Genomic DNA, 19350 nt, shown 5'->3' with positions numbered 1-19350 from the left:
GCTTGGCCTGATGCGTTTATGCTATGATCATGAAGCTGGAACAGTTGCGCTCCTTCGAGATGGTTGCCCGCGTCGGGCATTTCACGCGCGGCCGAGGAGCTGTACCTCGCACAACCCTCTCTAAGCCGACAGATCGCCACACTTGAGGCCCATCTTGGTACGGCGCTCTTTCACCGTCGGCCCGCAGGGGTGACACTGACAAACGCGGGCGAGCTACTCCTGCCCATTGCCCGCCGCATGCTCGGCGATGCGAAAGCAGCCGAGGACCAGATCCAGGAACTGGCAGGATTGCGCCGCGGCCGCGTTCGCCTCGGCGCCCCACCAACGTTGTGCGTCTCGCTGGTGGCCGATGTGCTGGCCGCCTTCCGCAGCGCTCATCCGGGAGTGGAATTGCACATCACAGAAGGCGGTTCGCGTTTTCTGGTGGAGGCCCTCAACGAAAGCGCGTTGGATTTGGCCCTGGTGGTCACGCGGGGAACAGATCCCTCCGTTTCGGGCACCGAGTTGGTCCCACTGTTATCCGAAGAACTGGTGGTCATTTCAGCTGCCACATCAGGGTCGCCGGAAGAATTCACTCTCGAGGAACTCTCCCGCGAGCCGCAGGTGGCGTTCAACCGCAGTTATGAGCTGCGTAGGGCAACCGATGCTGCGTTCTCCGCGGCCGGGTTTGAGCCCGTGATCGCCGTCGAGGGTGGGGAAATGGACGCCGTACTTCGGTTCGTGGAACGCGGGCTGGGCGTGGCGGTGGTGCCCGCGATGGTGGTCATCGACCGCCCCGGGCTCCGTAGCGCACGTTTGGTGCGTCCCTCACTGACGCGCACCGTCAACCTTGCCCGACGCAACGACGTCGGACCTTCGGCGGCTGCCGCCGCGATGCAGCAGTTCGTCTTCTACGCTGTGGACCGTCTCGCGGCACCGGGTTCTGAGTTGTCGCGCCTTGTTACGGCAGCGCCACGTGACTGACCCTTTGACCCCAATCGTCGTGGAGGTGCGCCTGCCTGCCGGTTTCAGGTGAAGGACGTGTCAGTTCGGAAAGCAAGATAACGCCGTTGAGTGCGCGACGGCGAGAGCCTCGCGGACAGGGAGGGCGCGGTGGGCATTGGAAAGTATTTCCACGCCCCACGGACCATGGAAACCGATGTCCAGCAGAGTAGTAATAAACCCCGTGACGTCCTGATCGCCTTGGCCGCAAAGCCGACGGTGGTCCCTGGTGTCTTCGAATAGTGTGCCGCGGACTTCGGCGTCGGCATCGTTCAACTCGACTCCGAAAATCTGGTCCACCGTGAGCTTCTGTGCGAGTTCTTCGTGCGTTGTCCCGTGCCGGAACACGTGCCAGTAGTCCACCACCAGCCCACACTCGGGCATGTCCACGGAGCGCATGAGATCTGCTGCGTGGGGGATCGAATCCACCATGGAAAAGGCCATGGGTTCCAACGCAATGCGGGTCCCACGGTTGGCGGCTTCCTTGGTGATTTGCTGCAATGGCGCCACGAACCGGGTGTAGTCCTCGAGGCCTTCACCCATGGCGGTTCCCACCTTGATAAAGCTGGCATCCAGGGCTTCGGCGGCGTCGAGCAGGAGGTCGAACTGAGGCCTCCATTCATGGGAGCGGGAATCGTCCCACCAGCTGCTCAGCAGTTCCACTTCCACGTGGCCGAGGCCGGCTTGGTCTGAGATTCTCCGTAGTTCCGGGAAGCCTGTGGTGTCCCTGATGGTCAAAAGATCGTCGTGGGCAAGGCCAAGCCCTGCCCATCCTGTTGTGGCAATGGCGTCAACGCGCTCCTCGATGGGAACCGGGCTGTTCTCGGGCTTGCTGAGCGGGGCAACATTGCCTGCGCTGGTCCAGCAGGAGGCAATCAATTGTGGTGTGTTGGGCGAGGTCATAACTCAATTGGAACGCTCCATTGACATTTGGTCAAGCCTTGATTTAGCGTTGGAGCGTTCCACAAAGCGAGGTGGATCACATCCGTTCACATCGACGTTGTTCCGTTCTCCCACCATGCCTTCGCAAGGCGCAGCAGTGCGGGTAACGGTGAAAATACGCGAATCAAAGGAGATTTCACGTGGCGAAGTTCAATTTGCGGAAGGGCGCACTGGCGCTGGCCGTTGTACCGCTCCTGGCGTTGGGGGCATGTTCTGCAGGCGGGGGCAAGACTGAGGCAGCCGGGGCGGACAGCGGATCCGCAGGCCAAGCAGTAGACACAGCGCGCATCAAGGTAGCTATGATCACCCACGCTGCGGCAGGAGACACTTTCTGGGACATCGTCCGCAAAGGCGCCGAAACCGCGGCTAAGAAGGACAACGTGGAACTTCTCTACAGCGGGGACGCAGAGGGCGGCCGCCAGGCGCAGCTTGTGCAGCAGGCCATTGACCAGAAAGTGGATGGCATTGTGGTCACTTTGGCCAAGCCGGATGCGCTGAAGGACGTCGTCAAGAAGGCTGTCGACGCCGGCATTCCAGTGGTCAGCATGAACGCCGGAGAGGACCAATCCAAGGCCTTGGGTGCTTTCACCCACTTCGGACAGAGCGACAAACTCGCTGGTGTGACGGTCGGAAAGCGACTGGCCGAGGAAGGCATCAAGCACCCGATCTGTGTCATCCAGGAGCAGGGCCACGTAGGCCTCGAGAACCGCTGCGCCGGTATCAAGGAAAACGTTCCGGGCACCGAAATCCTCAACGTCAACGGCGCCGACATGACCTCGGTTTCGTCCACCGTGTCTGCCAAGCTCCAATCAACACCCGACGCCGACGCCATCGTCGGCCTCGGAGCTCCCTTCACGCTCACCATTGTGAAGTCTGTCAAGGAAACCGGAAGCAAGATCAAGGTTGCTTCCTTCGACCTCAACGCCGAACTGGCTAAGGCAATCGAAGACGAAAGCGTTGAATTCACGGTGGACCAGCAGCCGTACCTACAGGGTTACGGCAGCGTTGACGCCATCTGGCTGAGCAAGGTTGGTGGCTTCAAAGTGGGCGGCGGCCAGCAGGTTTACACCGGCCCTGCCGTGGTGGACAAGAGCAACGCCGGGGACGTCACCGCATTCGCCCAGGCCGGTATCCGCTAACCACGAAGAAACCGTCGGGATGCCGGGCCCCAACTGCCCGGCATCCCACGCCAAAGGAGTAAGTAAATCATGGCCAATGCTGTCCTAACCGCCCCTTCGGATGAGCGCGTCAGCACCCGGAACACCTTTCAGAAATTGTTGGTCCGCCCGGAAATCGGTGCCCTCGTTGGGGCCGTCGTCCTGTTCATCTTCTTTTCCGCAATCGCACCCGTCTTCCTCCAGCCCAGTTCACTGGCAACCGTTCTCTACGGAAGTTCCACGATCGGCATCATGGCCGTGGGCGTTGCCCTGCTCATGATCGGCGGCGAGTTCGATCTCTCCACCGGCGTCGCCGTCATCACCTCTGCACTGTCCGCCTCCATGTTCAGCTGGTACTTCAGCATGAATATCTGGGTGGGAGTCCTGTTTGCCCTGGTTGTCTCGCTGGGCATCGGGTTCATCAATGGCTGGATCCTGGTCAAGACCAAGCTGCCCAGCTTCATCGTTACTCTGGCAACCTTCCTCATGCTCGCGGGCCTGAACCTCGGCCTGACCCGCCTGATCGGCGGCGCCGTTGCTACGCCGTCCATCTCGGACATCGACGGGTTCGACGCCGCACGGGCAATCTTCGCGTCCAGCGTCAAGATCGGCGGAGTCGACGTCAACGTCACGGTGTTTATCTGGATTGCCCTGGTGATAGTGGCTTCCTGGGTCCTGCTCCGCACCCGGGTGGGCAACTGGATCTTCGCGGTGGGCGGCGACGCCAACGCTGCCCGCGCTGTGGGTGTTCCGGTGACCAAGACCAAAATCGGCCTGTTCATGGCTGTCGGTTTCTGCGGCTGGATCCTGGGAATGCACAACCTCTTCGCTTTCAACACAGTGCAATCCGGCGAAGGCGTAGGCAACGAGTTCCTCTACATCATCGCCGCAGTCATCGGCGGCTGCCTCCTGACCGGCGGCTACGGCTCAGCAGTGGGTGGCGCCATCGGTGCGTTCATCTTCGGCATGGCCAACAAGGGCATTGTTTACGCGCAGTGGAACCCGGACTGGTTCAAGTTCTTCCTTGGCCTGATGCTTCTGCTGGCCACCATCGTGAACCTCATCGTCAAGCGTCGAGCCGAAAGCAAGTAGCCATCATGAACTCACAGCAAATTGACCAGCAGACCCTGCTGAAGGATGAAAAGGACCCGCTGACGCACACACCGGTGCACCTGCTTTCGCTGGAGAACGTGGGCAAGCACTACGGCAATGTCATCGCTCTCCGGGACGTGACCATGGCCGTGGACAACGGCCGCGTCACCTGCGTCCTGGGTGACAACGGTGCCGGCAAGTCCACCCTGATCAAGATCATTGCCGGCCTGCACCAGCACGACGAAGGCTCTTTCAGGATCATGGGCGAGGACCGCAAGCTCGGCTCGCCGCGCGAAGCGCTCGACGCCGGTATTGCAGCTGTGTACCAGGACCTCGCCGTCGTTTCACTCATGCCGATTTGGCGGAACTTCTTCCTCGGCTCCGAATTGACCACCGGCGCGGGTCCTTTCCGACGCCTGGATGTCCAGAAGATGAAGGACATCACGCTCAAGGAACTTGCCGAGATGGGCATTGACCTCCGCGATGTGGAACAGCCAATCGGCCAGCTTTCCGGTGGTGAACGCCAATGCGTCGCCATCGCCCGGGCGGTGTACTTCGGCGCGAAGGTGCTGATCCTGGACGAGCCCACTGCAGCTCTGGGCGTCAAGCAGTCCGGTGTGGTGCTCCGCTACATTCTGCAGGCGCGCGACCGCGGACTCGGCGTCATCTTCATTACCCACAATCCGCATCACGCCTTCCCCGTGGGCGATCGGTTCCTGCTGCTTAAACGTGGCAAGTCCATCGGTTACTACGAGAAGAAGGACATCACGTTGGAAGAACTGACGGCCCAGATGGCCGGCGGAGCCGAACTGGCCGAATTGGCCCACGAGCTGGAGCAACTCGGGGGTCACGCCGAGGCACTCAACGAAGTCAAAGCCGAAGTAGCCGGAGTGGCCGACGCCGCACCGGAAAGCAACACCAAGCGCCACTGAGCGCAGACGTAACAGCGAACGTTTACAACCCCTGGATGGAGCAACCATGGAAATGCTAATAGCCGGAAACTGGCGCAAGGCAGCTGACGGCAGGTCGGAGGAGGTCCGCTCACCGTTTGACGGCAGGACGATCGACACCGTCCCGGTCGCCACGGTCAAAGACGCCCAAGATGCCCTTGACCGGGCAGAGATCGGCGCCCACCTGCAAAGGACCACTCCTGCGCACGTTCGGGTCGACATCCTGCTCCGCGCCGCGGCATTGGCCGATGAACGGGCTGAGGACATCGCCCAGACTATTAGCGCTGAAACCGGAAAACCCATCACGGAAGCCAGGGGAGAGGCGTCACGTTCAGGCAACATCATCCGCTTGGCCGCCTACGAGGGAAGCCAGCTCTACGGTTCCACGCTCCCCTTGGACGCCAACGCAGGAACGGGGCTGGACAAAGTTGGCTTCACCCTGCGGCAACCGGTGGGGATCGTCGTCGCGATTACCCCCTTCAACTACCCCGCCTTGCTGGTGTTGCACAAAATTGCACCCGCGCTGGCAGCCGGAAACGCCGTCGTCCTTAAGCCTGCCCGGGCGACGCCGCTGACGGCGCTGAAGCTGGCACAGTGCTTCGTCGACGCCGGCCTGCCCCCGGAGGCGCTGTCCGTCATCACCGGGCCTGGCAGCACCCTGGGCGATGTTCTTGTCACGGATCCCCGAGTGCGCAAGGTGTCCTTCACGGGCTCCACCGCCACCGGAACCCGCATCAGCAACATCGCCGGCGTGAAGAAGCTCTCGCTCGAACTCGGTGCTTCCTGCCCGGTGATTATCCTGCCCGATGCCGACCTCGAGTTGGCGTCCAGCGCTGTGGCGGCAGGCGGTTTCATCAATTCCGGGCAGGTCTGTATTTCCGTGCAGCGGGTCATCGTGGATCGCCGTGTTGAAGCAGATTTCCTGGACGCGCTGGTTCCCAAAGTGGAAGCCATCTCCGTGGGCAACCCCAAGGAAGACGACACCCGGATCGGTTCGTTGATCTCCGAGGAAGAAGCGGCACGGGTTCACGCCTCCATCAACGAGGCCCGCCACTCCGGAGCCCGGGTCCTGACAGGAGGCGAGCGCGACGGCGCCGTGGTGACTCCCGCCGTCGTGGCCGGAGTCGACCCACGGTCAAAGCTGAGCCGGAACGAACTGTTCGGCCCCGCCGTGGCCGTTTCCTCAGCCCAGGACATGGAATCGGCCATCGCCATGGCCAATGACAACGAGTACGGCCTCGGCGCCGGCATCTTCACAAGGGATGTCGCCACCACGGTGCAGGCCATGCGGCAGATCGACGCCGGCAACATCCACGTCAACTGGACCCCGCTGTGGCGCGCGGACCTCATGCCCTACGGCGGCCTGAAAGGCAGCGGCATCGGCAAGGAAGGCGTCCGCTCGGCCGTCGAGGAGATGACCGAAGAGAAGACGATCATCCTGCACGGACGCTCCTGGTAAACCAACCCCGAATCGGAAATAAGGCAATGACCACACCATCTCAAACCATCAGGCTCACCACCGCCCAGGCGGTCGTCAAGTATCTCTCCGTGCAGTATTCTCTGGCCGACGGTGTCCGCCGTCGCTTGGTTCCCGCCGCGCTGGGGATTTTCGGCCATGGCAACGTGGCCGGGCTGGGCCAGGCACTGGACCAACTCGCCGATGACATGCCGTTCATCCAAGGCCGCCATGAGCAGTACTTGGCCCACATCTCCACTGCGTACGCCAAGGCAAGCCGCCGCCAGGCCGTACTCGCCGTTACGGCCTCCATTGGCCCGGGCGCATTGAATCTGGTCACCGCCGCAGGCTTGGCAACCGTCAACAGGATCCCACTGCTGCTCCTGCCGGGCGATACTTATGCCACGCGCCATCAGGGTCCGGTGCTCCAGCAGTTGGAGCACCCCACGGAAGCCGATGCCACGGTCAACGATGCCTTCCGTCCGGTCTCGCGCTTCTTTGATCGGATCAACCGTCCGGAACAGCTCCTGACTGCACTCCCGCAGGCCATGCGCGTGCTGACCAGCCCCACCGACACGGGAGCAGTGGTCATCTCGCTGCCCCAGGACGTCCAGTCCCACGCCTATGATTTCCCGGCGGAATTCTTCGAACCCCGCGACTGGAAGATCCGCCGGCCGTTGCCGGACCTGGAAGAGATCGACGACGTCGCCCGCCTCATCCGCAACGCCGAGCGTCCGGTGATCATCGCCGGCGGCGGCATCCACTACTCCGACGCCCACGCTGCCCTGGAAGCACTGGCCGGACAAATTGGCGTTCCAGTGGTGGAAACCTTCGGTGGCAAGGGGGCCGTGACCAAAAACGAATGGTGGCAGGTGGGTGGTGTCGGGCTTGAAGGCAACTTCGCCTCCAACACCCTGGTGAAGCAGGCGGACCTCGTGCTCAGCGTCGGTACACGGTTGACGGACTTCGCCACCGGATCGCAGTCGATCTTCCAGGATCCGAACGTCCGGTTCGCTGCGTTGAACATCGTGGACGCCGATACCCGTAAACAAGGCGCCACAGGCATCCTGGCCGATGCCCGCCTGGGCCTGGAAGCGCTTGCCGAGGCCTTGGAAGGCCACTCCACCAGCGAAGCCTGGCAGGAGACAGTCCACGCCGAAAAGGCCTCATGGGAACCCATCCGTGCCAAGTGGCTCGACGCCGACACCGCCTACCGTCCGGAAGATCACCCGGACGCTCCGGTCACGGGAGCGGTGCTGACCCAGCCGCAGCTCATTGGCCTCATGCAGGAACACGCCCGCTCCGGCGACACGATCATCGCGGCAGCCGGAGGCCCGCCCGGTGACTTGCAGAAGGTCTGGGACGCCACGGGAAACCGTAACTGCCACCTGGAATTCGGATTCTCCTGCATGGGTTACGAGATCGCGGCAGGCATGGGCGTGCGCCTGGCCGAAGGCAATAACGAGAACCGTGTGGTCACCTTCATCGGCGACGGCACGTTCCTCATGGCGCCCACCGAGATCCTCACCGCGGCCCAGGAAGGACTCAACGTCACCATCGTTGTCTCCGAAAACCATGGTTACCAAGTCATCCACCGCCTCCAAATGAACCGCATGGGACGCGAATTCGGCAACGAATTCCGCTACCGCACCACCGGCGGAATTGTCGCCGTCGACGACGCCCCAAAGGCCCGGCTGGACGGCGATTACCTCAAGGTGGACCTGCGCCAGATCGCCGAAGGACTCGGCGCCTTGGCCATCCGCGCCACCACCGCCGCCGAGGTGCGGGAAGCACTGTCCTCCACCCGCAACACCGCGGGCCCCGTGGTGATTGTGGTTCCCACCGTTCCCCACGTGGACCTGCCCGGCGGCGACGTCTGGTGGGACGTGGCCCCGGCGGAAGTCTCGGACCAAGAATGGGTTCAATCCTTGCGCTCGGATTACGAGACAGCACGCAGCAGCCAACGGTGGTTCGGATGAGCGCGGAACTGTTCGACGGCGGCCCTCTGGACGGCGGGAAGCTGCGGCGCCGCTTGGCAGCTGGAGAAGTCACCGTGGGGACGTTCGTCGGAATGTCCTCCACCATTGCCACTGAGGTTTGCGCAGCTTCCGGCGCCGACTGGGTGCTGGTGGACCTTGAACACGGCTCGGGCGGCGAAGACTCCGTTCGGGACGGTGTCCTGGCCGCCGGAAGCTACGGAGTGCCCACCATCGTTCGGGTGGAGAGCGGCGAGCGGATCCGCATCGGACGTGTCCTGGACCAAGGTGCGGCCGGGATCATGGTGCCGCGTCTGAACAGTGTGGTGGAAGCGGGAGCCGCCGTGCGGCACATGCTGTACCCGCCGCACGGCGATCGTGGCGTGGCAACCTATAACCGTTCTTGCCGTTGGGGGATGGACCGGGCTCCTTTGAGCTCAGCCCAGCAGAGCACTGTGGGGATCATCCAGATCGAAACCCTGGAGTCACTGGACACCGTGGAAGAGATCGCAGCCCAGGACGGTGTGGACGTCCTGTTCGTTGGTCCGCTGGACTTGTCCTACGCCTTGGGGGTCCCGCTGCAACTGGACAGCAATCCCTTCCAGGAGGCGCTGCAACGGGTCGTGGCCGCAGCCGAAGCACATGGCAAAGCGGCAGGCATCCTCGCCGTGGACGGACACGGGGCAGCGAAATACGTCCGGCAAGGCTTCCGGTTCGTAGCCATCGGCTCTGACTCCACCATCATGGCGGCGGCGTTCCGTGACGCCTTCGACACCGCACGCAACTAACCAAACAGATGTCAAACAAGAAAGGCATGAACGTGAGCCCAGAATCGCGCACCATCGGTGTCGGCCTCATCAGCGTCGGATGGATGGGTAAGCTCCACTCGCGCGCCTACCAGACCGTCCCTTACGCATACCCAGACCTTGGCCTGACAACCAAGCTCGTCATCGCGGCGGATACGGCCCCGAACCGGGTGGACTACGCCCGCGACGTCCTCGGATTCGCCGAAGGCACCACGGACTACAACGATGTCCTGAACCACCCGGATGTGGACGTTGTCTCCATTTGTGCCCCCAACTTCCTGCATGCCGAAATCGGGATCGCAGCGGCCAAGGCCGGAAAGCACTTCTGGATCGAAAAGCCCGTTGGACGCGGCTACGACGAAACGGCAGCCGTGCAGGAAGCGGCGCTGGAGGCCGGCGTCGTGACATCCATCGGCTACAACTATCGCCACGCTCCGGCCGTTGAGCACGCACGGAAGCTGGTAGCTGAAGGTAAGCTCGGCCGGATCACCAATGTCCGCGCCGTGTTCTTCTCGGGCTACGCCTCCGAACCCAATGGTGCCTTGTCCTGGCGATTCGACCGAAAACTCGCCGGAACAGGCGTACTGGCAGACTTGTTCAGCCACGCAACGGACTTGTGCCAATATGTAGTTGGACCCATCGCCGAGGTGACCGCGCTGACCAGCACGGTCTACACTCAGCGCCCCAAGCTGGCAATGGGATCCGGGACGCACTTCGCAGTGATAGAGAACGGTGAAATGGGAGAGGTCGAAAATGAGGACTATGCCGCCGCGCTGGTCCGATTCGGCCCGTCCGCAGTCGGCGCTGGAGCCGTCGGCACCATCGAGTCCTCCCGTGTCGCCGTCGGACCCGAGTGCGGCTACCAGATCGAGGTCTACGGAACCGAAGGTTCACTCAAGTGGGACTTCGAACGCATGAACGAACTCAAAGTCTGCCTGGGCCGCAATAACGAGGAACAGGGCTACACCACCGTTAACGCGAGCCCCCGCCACGGTGACTACTCCTACTTCCAGCCCGGCCCCGGCAACAGCATGGGCTTTGACGACCTCAAAGTCATTGAAGCCAAGAAGTTCCTGGTAGCCGTCGCCGGCGGAGCGCAGGAAAACTCCAATATCCACGATGCCGCGTCGGCTGCAGCGATTGTCAGTGCCGCCGAAACGTCGTCGCTGTCCGGTCAGTGGCAGAAGATCGAGGAAATCCACGGCACAACGGCAGCGCGGGCATAACCATGGCCTCTTCATCCGCCCGGCGGCCAACGATCATGGACGTGGCAGAACGTGCCGGTGTTTCAAAGTCCTTGGTCTCGCTCGTCCTGCGCGATTCACCCCGTGTCAGTGACGAGCGCCGCCAGCGGGTGCTGAAGGTTGTGGAGGAGATGGGCTACGAGCTGAACCTCGCCGCCCGTTCCCTGGCAACCCGGGACAGCGGAACCATCGGCGTTCTGGTCAGTGACATGCACAACCCCTGGGCTTTCGATGTTGCCGACGCCGCCAGGACAGTGCTGGAAGAGGCTGGTCACACCGTCCTCTTCAGTGCTGTCACCGCGGCCGACAGGGGAGTGGACCAATCCATTCTCCAGGCGTTCCGGGACCTGCGCGTGGCAGGGTTGCTGGTGGTGGGAACGGTGCCGGACAAGGCACCGTTCAACCGCGCAGTATCGGGCGGAGCCGTGGTGTTTGCCGGTGGCGGACCGGACTACATCGACACCGCTGATGTGGTCCGCAGTGATGACACCCAAGGCATGGCGATGGTCGTTGAGCACCTGATCGCTCAAGGTCACGAAAACATTGTGCATCTGGGCGGACTGGGCGGCTCGGTGGGCCGTGCCCGCGTGGACGGCTACTCGGCAGCCATGGAAGAACACGGCCTGTCCCGCCACATCACCGTGGTGGACACTGATTTCTTCCAGGAATCCGGCTACGTCGCCGCCCAGCGGGCACTGGGCTCCACCCGGTCCAAGCACGAACGCCCCACGGCCCTTGCCTGCATCAACGACCTCGCCGCTTTCGGCGCCATGACAGCCGCCGATGAGCTGGGAGTTGACGTGGCCATCACCGGCTACGACAACATTGCCTTGGGCGCCATGCCCCGTCTCGGCCTGACCACGGTGGACCCGGATAGCTCAACTATTGGCGTCACCGGGGCCAAAACCCTCCTGGAACGTATCCACGGCGAGGGCAACGGCTTTGCGCACCACCCCGTAACGCCACATCTGGTGGTCCGCACGTCCAGCCTGCTCGGGCTCTAACCACACCTCTCCCTGCTGCTGGGCTACATCCAGCAGCGCTCCCACACCCACATCTTCAAGGATGACGATGGCTCCTTTAACCACACCCCAAATCTTTGTCGCTCTTGGCAGCGTCCAACCCGATCTGGTTGAACCGCTGCTCTCGGAAAACCAGCGACTCGTCCAACACCCCACGGCAGAGGATCTTGCCACTGCTGAGGCAGCAATCGTACGGGCCGCCTTTCGCGTGGACCGGGACATGCTGGACCGTATGCCCGCTCTCAAAGTCATTGCGAGAACGGGCGTGGGCACTGATCTCGTTGACCTCGCCGAGGCCCACCGCCGCGGCATCCCGGTAGTTATCACGCCCGGAAGCAATACGGCCTCAGTGGCTGAAGGCGTCTTCGCCCACTTGCTGTCCCTGGTCAAGAAGCTGTCTCCGCTGACTGCGCTGGTTCGCGAGGGTCGCTGGGAGCATCGCGCCGACGTCGTGGTTGGTGATCTGGAGGGATTCACGCTGGGAATCATCGGGTATGGCCGTATCGGCCGCCGTGTTGCCCGCATTGCCGAAGCATTTGACCTGAAAGTGCTGGCTTACGATCCCTACGCCGAGATCCCGGCCGCGATCCGCTGTGACAGCGTGGAGGAACTGCTGGCCGGCAGTGACTTCACCACCCTGCACGTACCGCTGACAGCCGAGAACCAGAACCTCATGGATGCTTCGCGGCTGAAGGCCATGAAGACTGGGGCGGTCCTTATCAACTGCAGCAGGGGCGGCTTGATCGATCTCGATGCCGCGTACGAGGCGCTGAAGTCCGGGCAGTTGTCCGGGCTCGGCCTGGACGTCTTCGACCCCGAACCACCCACGCATCATCCGCTGTTTGACCATCCCAATGCAGTGCTTACCCCGCACTTGATGGGCTTCACCCGCCAAGGCATGGCGCACACCGTCAGGGACGCCGCCCAGGGCGCAGTGGATGTCCTCGCCGGCCGGAAACCAGCAGCTGTGGCGACGCCATGACAGTTCTCAAAAACATAAACCACGCCCGCTCAACGCCGGGCACCCCTCTGGAAAGGACCCCATCAATGTCTGCTGACCGTCCCCTCAAGGTAGCGCTGTTCGGTTCAGGCCGCATTGGCCAAGTCCATGCCCGCAACATCCTGGCCAATCCCGGGCTTGAACTGGTTGCCATCGCGGACCCGTTTATCGACGGTGCGCAGGCTCTTGCCGCTGGAACCAACGCCGCGGCCGTCGCAACTGCTGACGAGGTCTTCGCCATCGATGGCCTGGATGCTGTGATCATCGGCTCGCCCACCAGCACCCACGTCGACCTCATTTCACGGGCGGCAGCACACGGGGTGGCAGCACTCTGTGAGAAGCCGATCGACCTGGACCTGGACCGCGTCCTGGCCTGCCGGGACAGCCTTCGCGGCAGCGAAACGCCGCTCATGCTCGGCTTCAACCGCCGCTTTGACCCCAACTTCGCCGCCGTCCAGTCCCGCGTGGCAGCCGGAGAAATCGGCAAGCTGGAGCAACTGACCATCATCAGCCGCGATCCTGCACCCGCCCCGGCCGCCTATATCGCCAGTTCCGGAGGTATCTTCCGGGATCAAAGCATCCATGACCTGGACATGGCCCGGTTCTTCGTTCCGGAGATCATCGAAGTTTCAGCGACCGGTTCCAACTTGTTCTGCGACTACATCGAGGAAGCCGGGGACTTTGACTCCGTGGTCATCACCTTGCGTGGCCGCAACGGGGAACAGATCACCATCATTAACTCCCGCCACAGCGCCTTCGGCCATGACCAGCGCCTCGAAGCCTTCGGCAGCGAAGGCATGCTTACCGCCGGCAACCTCACCCCCACCAGCGTGCGGAAGTTCACCGCGGCCGGCGCGGAAGAAGCCGACCCCTACCTGAACTTCTTCCTGGAGCGCTACGCCGAGGCCTACCGCAGCGAGCTGGACAGCTTCGCATCGGCTGTCCGTTCCGGCACGGCCTGCAGTCCAGGATTCGACGACGGACTCCAAGCACTCCTGCTGGCGAACGCGGCAGAAGAGTCGGCGCGCTCCGGGCGTGTTGTGAAAATCGGGCAGGCATAACAATGGCACTCCTCAAGGACAAAGTGATCCTCATCAGCGGAGGCACCCAGGGACTGGGAGCTGGTGTCGCACGACGTGCTGCTGAGGAAGGAGCCGCCGGCATTGCCATCACCGGACGGAACGCCGACTCGGGCGAGCAGCTCGCTGCCGGAATCACCGCTACCGGGGTTGAAACCCGGTTCATCAAGACAGACCTCGCTGATGTTGAACAAGCCCGGAACTCTGTCCTGGAAACGGTAGCGGCGTTCGGGCAGCTCGACTGCGCCGTCAATGCGGCCGGCCTGACTACCCGAGGCACCATGCTGGACACCACGCCAGAGCTGTTTGATGCCCACATGGCGGTGAACCTGAAGTCTCCGTTTTTCGTCATGGCCGAGACCATCAAGCATCTTCGCAGCAGGGGTGTTCCAGGAAGCATCCTGAACGTCATTTCCATCGCGGAACTCGGCGGGCAGCCGTATCTGGCGCCGTACGTAGCGGCGAAGGCGGGCCTGGCTGGCGTTACCAGAAATGCCGCCCACGCACACCGTTGGGACAAGATCCGCATCAACGGCCTGGACATCGGGTGGACCGCCACAGATGGCGAAGCCGAAACACAAAAGAAGTTCCACGGCGCGGGGGATGACTGGCTGGAGAAGGCCAACGCATCCGTCCCCATGGGAAAGCTCGGACAAGTGGACGAGATCGCCGAATTCATTGTTTTTCTCCTCTCCGACAGGAGCGGTGTAGTCACAGGCTCAGTCATCGACTGGGACCAGAACGTACTTGGAGGATCAGATTGAGCACCATCACCAGCCGCCTCGCCGCAGCACCCATTTCGTGGGGAGTCTGTGAAGTCCCCGGATGGGGCCACCAACTCGACGCGGATAAGGTCCTGTCCGAAATGACCACACTGGGCATCAGCGCCACCGAGTTTGGGCCAGCCGGCTTCCTGCCCGAACAAGCAGCCCGGCGCGCCGAGGTCTTGAAACAGCACAAGCTGCAGGCCATCGGAGGCTTCTTCCCGGTCATTCTTCATGATCCGTCCAGGAATCCCTTGGAAGTGGTCGCTGCTGAACTGGATGCCTACGAGGCCGCAGGAGCCAGCATCATGGTCCTGGCAGCTGAGACCGGTGTTGCCGGTTACGATCAGCGCCACGTGCTCGACGCCGAAGGGTGGGAATTGTTCGGCCGGAACCTTGACGCCGTGGTCAAGGCCGCTGCGGACAAGGGAATCCAAGCGGTGGTCCACCCGCATGTAGGCACCATGATTGAGACCACCTCGGATGTGGACCGCGTCCTCAACGACACGGCAGCCAACCTTTGCCTGGACACAGGCCACCTGCTCATCGGCGGCACCGATCCCGGACTGCTGGTCCGCGACTACGCGGCACGCATCGGCCACACCCACCTCAAGGACGTGCGGACGAAGGTAGCGCGGCGCGTCCAGGCCGGCGAAATCTCTTACACGGACGCAGTCAAGGAAGGCATGTATGTGCCTCTCGGGCAAGGTGACGTCGGCATCGCAGGGATCGTCCGGGACCTGCTGGACGCCGGCTACCAGGGCTGGTTCACCATGGAACAGGACACCATCCTCACTTCAGAACCCACGGACGAAGGGCCGGTCCGGGACGTCCGCCAGTCCGTTGAGTTCCTGCGTCACCTTGATGCGGAGATCGGAGGGTGAGCGCGGTCCGCTGGGGAGTGCTGACGACGGCACGGATCGCACAAGGACGTTTCCTGCCATCCATGAGCAGGGCGCGGAATGCCGTGGCATCTGCCATCAGCAGCCCCAACGGCAAAGCTGCGGAGGTTGCTGCACAGTTCGACATTCCATCGTCGTATGGATCCCACGAGGAGCTTCTGGCTGATCCAAACATCGAAGCCGTCTACCTGCCGTTCCCGAACTCGCTGCACGCTGACTGGATTGTTGCGGCCGCCGAAGCAGGGAAGGACATTCTCTGCGAGAAACCGCTGGTCGCCACCACCCACGACTACCGCAGGGTCATCGAAGCGTGTGAACGCAATGGCGTGAACCTCATGGAAGCGTTCATGTACCGCTTCCATCCGCAGCACCAGAAAGTACGAGAGTTCATCGATTCGGGCAGGATCGGCGAGCTGGTCTCCCTGCACGCGCGTTTCCACTTCGCCATGGACCGAACCAACAGTGAGGTCCGGCTCCAGCCTGGCATGGACGGGGGTGCGCTTAACGACGTCGGCTGTTACGCCGTCGACATCATGAACATGGTCATGGGCCGCGCCCCGGAGTCCGTCTATGGAAAGGGCACCAGCCGAACCGACGCCGTGGAAACCACTGTGGCGGCGATCCTTGATTACGGTGACGTCCTGGGCACGCTGGACTGCGGGTTCGAAGGGCCACGAACCCACACCTTCCAAGTCGTTGGAACCAAAGGGCAGATCACTCTCGATAAGGCCTTCGACCCCGACCCCGGCGAAATAGCACGCGTCACCGTTTCCTTGCGCGACGGGCGAACGGAATCGTTTGACATCGGCGAAGACCAATTCAGAACCGAAATCGAACGGTTCAGTGCCTGGGTGCGCAACTCCGGCCCCGAAGTCATCCACCGGGAACTGACAGAACAGAACCTTGCCGTCCGCCTGGCCCTCCAGGAATCACTCGCCACCGGCCTGCCCCGCACAGTCAACGACGTCCATGCCGGGCAGCACCACCTACTTCAGGAGCAGTAATGACCATCATCAACCATTTCATCAGCGGCGCTGAGGCAGCCGGCAGCGGCACCGCCACCAAGCCTGTCTTCAACCCGGCCACCGGAGCCGTGACGGCCGAACTGCGACTGGCCAGCGCCGCCGATCTTGACACCACGGTGGCAGCAGCAAAAAAGGCAGCCGAGTCCTGGGGCGACATCTCCCTGGCCAAGCGCACCGCCGTGCTCTTCAAATTCCGTGAGCTGGTGGCGTCCCACGTCGAAGAGCTCGCCCAACTGATCACGTCCGAGCACGGCAAGGTCCTCAACGATGCCAAGGGCGAGATCGGCCGCGGCCTCGACGTCATTGAGTTTGCCTGTGGCATCCCACAGTTGCTCAAAGGCGAATATTCCGACCAGGTTTCCACGGGCATCGACGTCTTCTCCTTCCGGGAGCCGGTGGGCGTCGTTGCCGGCATCACCCCGTTCAACTTCCCCGTTATGGTGCCCCTCTGGATGGCTCCGATGGCCATTGCCACCGGTAACGCGTTTATCCTCAAGCCCTCGCATCGAGTGCCGTCCACAGCCATGCTGATGGCCGAATTGTGGAAGGAAGCAGGCCTCCCCGACGGCGTCTTCCAGGTCCTGCATGGTGACCGCGACGTCGTCTCCGGACTGCTCACCCACCCGGACGTGGACGCTATCTCCTTCGTTGGATCCACGCCTGTGGCCCGGCACATCACCGAAGTTGCCACCGCGCACGGAAAGCGGGTCCAGGCGTTGGGAGGGGCGAAGAACCATGCGATCGTGATGCCCGACGCCGACCTGGACAACGCTGCCGACCATCTGGCCGCTGCGGCTTTCGGTTCCGCCGGGCAGCGCTGCATGGCCATCTCGGTTGCAGTCGCGGTCGGTGATGCCGCTGACCTGCTGGTCAAGAAGGTCCAAGAGCGCGCCCTCGACGTCAAGGTCAAGAACGGGACAGAAGCCGATGCTGACATGGGACCCGTAATCAGCCCCGAATCCCGGGACTTCATCGTCAAGACAGTCTCTGAAGCCGAGGCCGCTGGTGCCGCAATGGTGGTGGACGGACGCGACCTCGTGGTTCCCGGCCATGAGGAAGGCTTCTGGGTAGGTCCCACGGTGATCGACCACGTGAAAACCGAAATGAGCGCCTACCAGGAGGAGATCTTCGGACCTGTGCTCGTGGTGGTCCGCGTGAACGACCTCGAGGAAGGCATCCGACTGATCAACTCCAACCCGTACGGCAACGGAACCGCGATCTTCACGTCTTCCGGTGCCGCTGCGCGGAAGTTTCAACGCTCCGTGGACGTGGGAATGATCGGCATCAACGTACCGTTGCCTGTGCCGGTGGCTTACTACTCGTTCGGTGGATGGAAGGCATCGCTTTTCGGCGACAAACACATCTACGGTCCCGAAGGCGTCTCCTTCTACACCCGCGGCAAGGTCATCACCTCCCGCTGGCCGGAAACCAACCACGCGTCGGGTGCCTCGTACAACTTCCCTTCCAACTAGAGGGCATTGTCCACGGCCAACCTCCAAGGGCGGTCCCAGGCTTATCAGTTGGGACCGCCAGGCCGCACTGGAAGACCAGCACCTTTGCTTGCTTATCAGCAGATTTCTAGAGGAGTGCGGCGACCTTTTGAGCAGTCGCTGTGGCCGATCCCGGGTTCTGGCCTGTGACGAGGTTGCCGTCCGCGATGGCATAGGAGACGAACGGGAGCAGGGCTTTCTCATAGAGTGCTCCGCGGTTCTTCATCTCCTGCTCCGCGTTGTACGGCACCAGCTTGTCCACACGAGCGAGTACCTCTTCCTGCCACGCGAAACCGGTCACCTTGCGGCCCTGAACCAGGAAGGTGCCATCCGAAAGCCTGATGTTGAGCAAACCGCAGTACCCATGGCAGACCGAGGACACGATGCCGCCCCGTTCCCAGATTTCACGGGTGATCCTCTGTAATCCTTCGCTGTCAGGGAAGTCGTACATCACCGCATGACCGCCGGTGAAGTAAATGGCATCGTAGTCGGCCGGGTTGATGTTCTCAGGGGCGGCGGTGTTTTCGAGGAGGGCCATCCGTGCTGGGTTGTTGTGCCACGATTTAGCTGCTTTGTCGTAGCTGGGGAACTTCAGTGAGCGCGGTTCCAACGCGGCCCGCCCACCTTGTGGGCTGACAATGTCCTGTTCGAAACCGCGCTCCTGGAACACTTCCCAGGCGTGAACCAGCTCGGACAGCCAGAGGCCGGTCTGGTGCGAAGGATCCTGATAGTGGCTCACATTGGTGACGACGTGAAGGATGCGTTGTGTCATGCTCGTTCTCCTGAGGGAGGTGGCGGGATCGGGACTAGCCGCCCGAGGTGTTGTTGTTCAGCGCGAAGAGCGCCCCAACCGCCGACTTCACGCGGGCTGCAACGTCGTCGCTGGTTTGAGGCCGCAACTTGCCGTCGAGGTGAAGGAACGCCAGCCCGTGCGCCACGCTCCACAATGCGATGGACAAGTTGGAGTTGTTGGCGCCAGGGAAAAGGCTCGCTATTGATTGGTTCAACATCTGGTGAAGATGCTCCGAGGCGTGCACGCGTTCGCTGTCCTCCTGGTCGCATTCGTTGCCGAACATCAACCGGAATACGGCCGGCCGTCTCAAGGCGAACGCAACGTAGGCCACTCCGAGTGCCGTGATCACCTCTTCGGGCGCCGCGGCCGCCGCGGGCTCCGTCGGGCCCGCCAATGCAGCCTCGAGGTCCGCTCGCAGGTCTCTGAATCCCTCGATCGCAACCGCACTGTCCAGTGCTTCCCTGTCCGCGAAGTGCCGGTACGGCGCTGTGGGTGACACGCCTGCGCGTCGAGCGACGGCCCGCAACGAGAATGGCTCGCCCGCTTCCAGGCTCTCAATCGCCGCAGCGAGCAGGGCTGCCCGTAGATCACCGTGGTGATACGGCTTTACCGATGTTGACACTGCTAACTTCGCCTCCTACGCTGATGTAAGCAGTGCAAACATATCGCAT

Annotated in this window: 17 protein-coding genes and 1 pseudogene; 15 read left to right on the top strand and 3 right to left on the bottom strand. The window is 62.5% G+C overall.

All coding sequences use genetic code 11. The features are described 5' to 3' along the window. The first annotated feature begins 23 nt into the window (after positions 1–23). Positions 24–963: pseudogene (locus BLW08_RS08480) on the top strand (LysR family transcriptional regulator). Between the two features lie 60 nt (positions 964–1023). Here BLW08_RS08480 and BLW08_RS08475 read toward each other — a convergent pair. Beyond that, entirely contained in the window at positions 1024–1884 is an 861-nt protein-coding gene (locus BLW08_RS08475; RefSeq protein ID WP_091324398.1) for a sugar phosphate isomerase/epimerase family protein, read from the bottom strand. Positions 1885–2063: 179 nt separating this feature from the next. On the opposite strand from BLW08_RS08475, the gene BLW08_RS08470 reads away from it, so the two are divergent. From BLW08_RS08470 to BLW08_RS08405, 14 genes are all read left to right on the top strand, one after another. Beyond that, positions 2064–3062, top strand: a complete 999-nt coding sequence (locus tag BLW08_RS08470; RefSeq protein ID WP_091324396.1) for a substrate-binding domain-containing protein — start codon at positions 2064–2066, stop codon at positions 3060–3062. 69 nt (positions 3063–3131) lie between these two features. Next, complete coding sequence (locus BLW08_RS08465; RefSeq protein WP_091324395.1) at positions 3132–4172, top strand: ABC transporter permease; 1041 nt, start codon at positions 3132–3134, stop codon at positions 4170–4172. A 5-nt stretch (positions 4173–4177) separates the two neighbouring features. Beyond that, a complete protein-coding gene (locus tag BLW08_RS08460) occupies positions 4178–5104 on the top strand; it encodes an ATP-binding cassette domain-containing protein (RefSeq protein ID WP_090821054.1) in 927 nt (308 codons plus the stop codon). Between the two features lie 46 nt (positions 5105–5150). Next, a complete protein-coding gene (locus tag BLW08_RS08455; protein WP_091324392.1) occupies positions 5151–6581 on the top strand; it encodes an aldehyde dehydrogenase family protein in 1431 nt (476 codons plus the stop codon). 26 nt (positions 6582–6607) lie between these two features. After that, on the top strand, positions 6608–8557 hold the full coding sequence (iolD, locus tag BLW08_RS08450; RefSeq protein ID WP_091324391.1) for a 3D-(3,5/4)-trihydroxycyclohexane-1,2-dione acylhydrolase (decyclizing): 1950 nt from the start codon (positions 6608–6610) through the stop codon (positions 8555–8557). Then, positions 8554–9342 (top strand): HpcH/HpaI aldolase family protein, encoded by a 789-nt coding sequence (locus BLW08_RS08445; protein WP_091324389.1) that lies wholly within the window; start codon positions 8554–8556, stop codon positions 9340–9342. Before iolD ends, BLW08_RS08445 begins: the two co-directional genes overlap by 4 nt. A gap of 26 nt (positions 9343–9368) precedes the next feature. Further along, positions 9369–10586: a Gfo/Idh/MocA family protein gene (locus BLW08_RS08440; RefSeq protein WP_254779782.1), complete on the top strand. Its 1218-nt coding sequence runs from the start codon at positions 9369–9371 to the stop codon at positions 10584–10586. Between the two features lie 35 nt (positions 10587–10621). Next, a complete protein-coding gene (locus BLW08_RS08435) occupies positions 10622–11608 on the top strand; it encodes a LacI family DNA-binding transcriptional regulator (RefSeq protein WP_254779792.1) in 987 nt (328 codons plus the stop codon). Between the two features lie 67 nt (positions 11609–11675). Next, positions 11676–12608 (top strand): hydroxyacid dehydrogenase, encoded by a 933-nt coding sequence (locus BLW08_RS08430; RefSeq protein WP_091324385.1) that lies wholly within the window; start codon positions 11676–11678, stop codon positions 12606–12608. A gap of 65 nt (positions 12609–12673) precedes the next feature. Then, positions 12674–13687 carry an inositol 2-dehydrogenase gene (gene iolG, locus BLW08_RS08425; RefSeq protein WP_091324383.1) on the top strand — a complete coding sequence of 338 codons (1014 nt, stop codon included), beginning with the start codon at positions 12674–12676 and terminating at the stop codon, positions 13685–13687. Beyond that, on the top strand, positions 13684–14469 hold the full coding sequence (locus tag BLW08_RS08420; RefSeq protein WP_217639221.1) for an SDR family oxidoreductase: 786 nt from the start codon (positions 13684–13686) through the stop codon (positions 14467–14469). The genes iolG and BLW08_RS08420 overlap by 4 nt, the downstream gene beginning before the upstream one ends. Beyond that, entirely contained in the window at positions 14466–15353 is an 888-nt protein-coding gene (locus BLW08_RS08415) for a sugar phosphate isomerase/epimerase family protein (protein ID WP_091324380.1), read from the top strand. The genes BLW08_RS08420 and BLW08_RS08415 overlap by 4 nt, the downstream gene beginning before the upstream one ends. Next, positions 15350–16375 carry a Gfo/Idh/MocA family protein gene (locus BLW08_RS08410; protein ID WP_091324379.1) on the top strand — a complete coding sequence of 342 codons (1026 nt, stop codon included), beginning with the start codon at positions 15350–15352 and terminating at the stop codon, positions 16373–16375. Before BLW08_RS08415 ends, BLW08_RS08410 begins: the two co-directional genes overlap by 4 nt. Next, on the top strand, positions 16375–17868 hold the full coding sequence (locus BLW08_RS08405; RefSeq protein ID WP_091324377.1) for a CoA-acylating methylmalonate-semialdehyde dehydrogenase: 1494 nt from the start codon (positions 16375–16377) through the stop codon (positions 17866–17868). Before BLW08_RS08410 ends, BLW08_RS08405 begins: the two co-directional genes overlap by 1 nt. A 106-nt stretch (positions 17869–17974) precedes the next feature. On the opposite strand, the gene BLW08_RS08400 is transcribed toward BLW08_RS08405, so the two are convergent. Both BLW08_RS08400 and BLW08_RS08395 read right to left on the bottom strand, forming a co-directional pair. Next, the gene (locus BLW08_RS08400) at positions 17975–18658 is read right to left on the bottom strand and encodes a type 1 glutamine amidotransferase domain-containing protein (protein WP_091324376.1); all 684 of its coding nucleotides are present in this window, start codon (positions 18656–18658) and stop codon (positions 17975–17977) included. A 34-nt stretch (positions 18659–18692) separates the two neighbouring features. Next, positions 18693–19301, bottom strand: coding sequence for a TetR/AcrR family transcriptional regulator (locus tag BLW08_RS08395; RefSeq protein ID WP_091324374.1), 609 nt, complete (start codon positions 19299–19301; stop codon positions 18693–18695). Positions 19302–19350: the final 49 nt, after the last annotated feature.

This window comes from Arthrobacter sp. cf158, from assembly GCF_900106835.1.
Lineage (GTDB): Bacteria > Actinomycetota > Actinomycetes > Actinomycetales > Micrococcaceae > Arthrobacter.
This window is presented reverse-complemented; position numbering and strand designations above follow the sequence as displayed.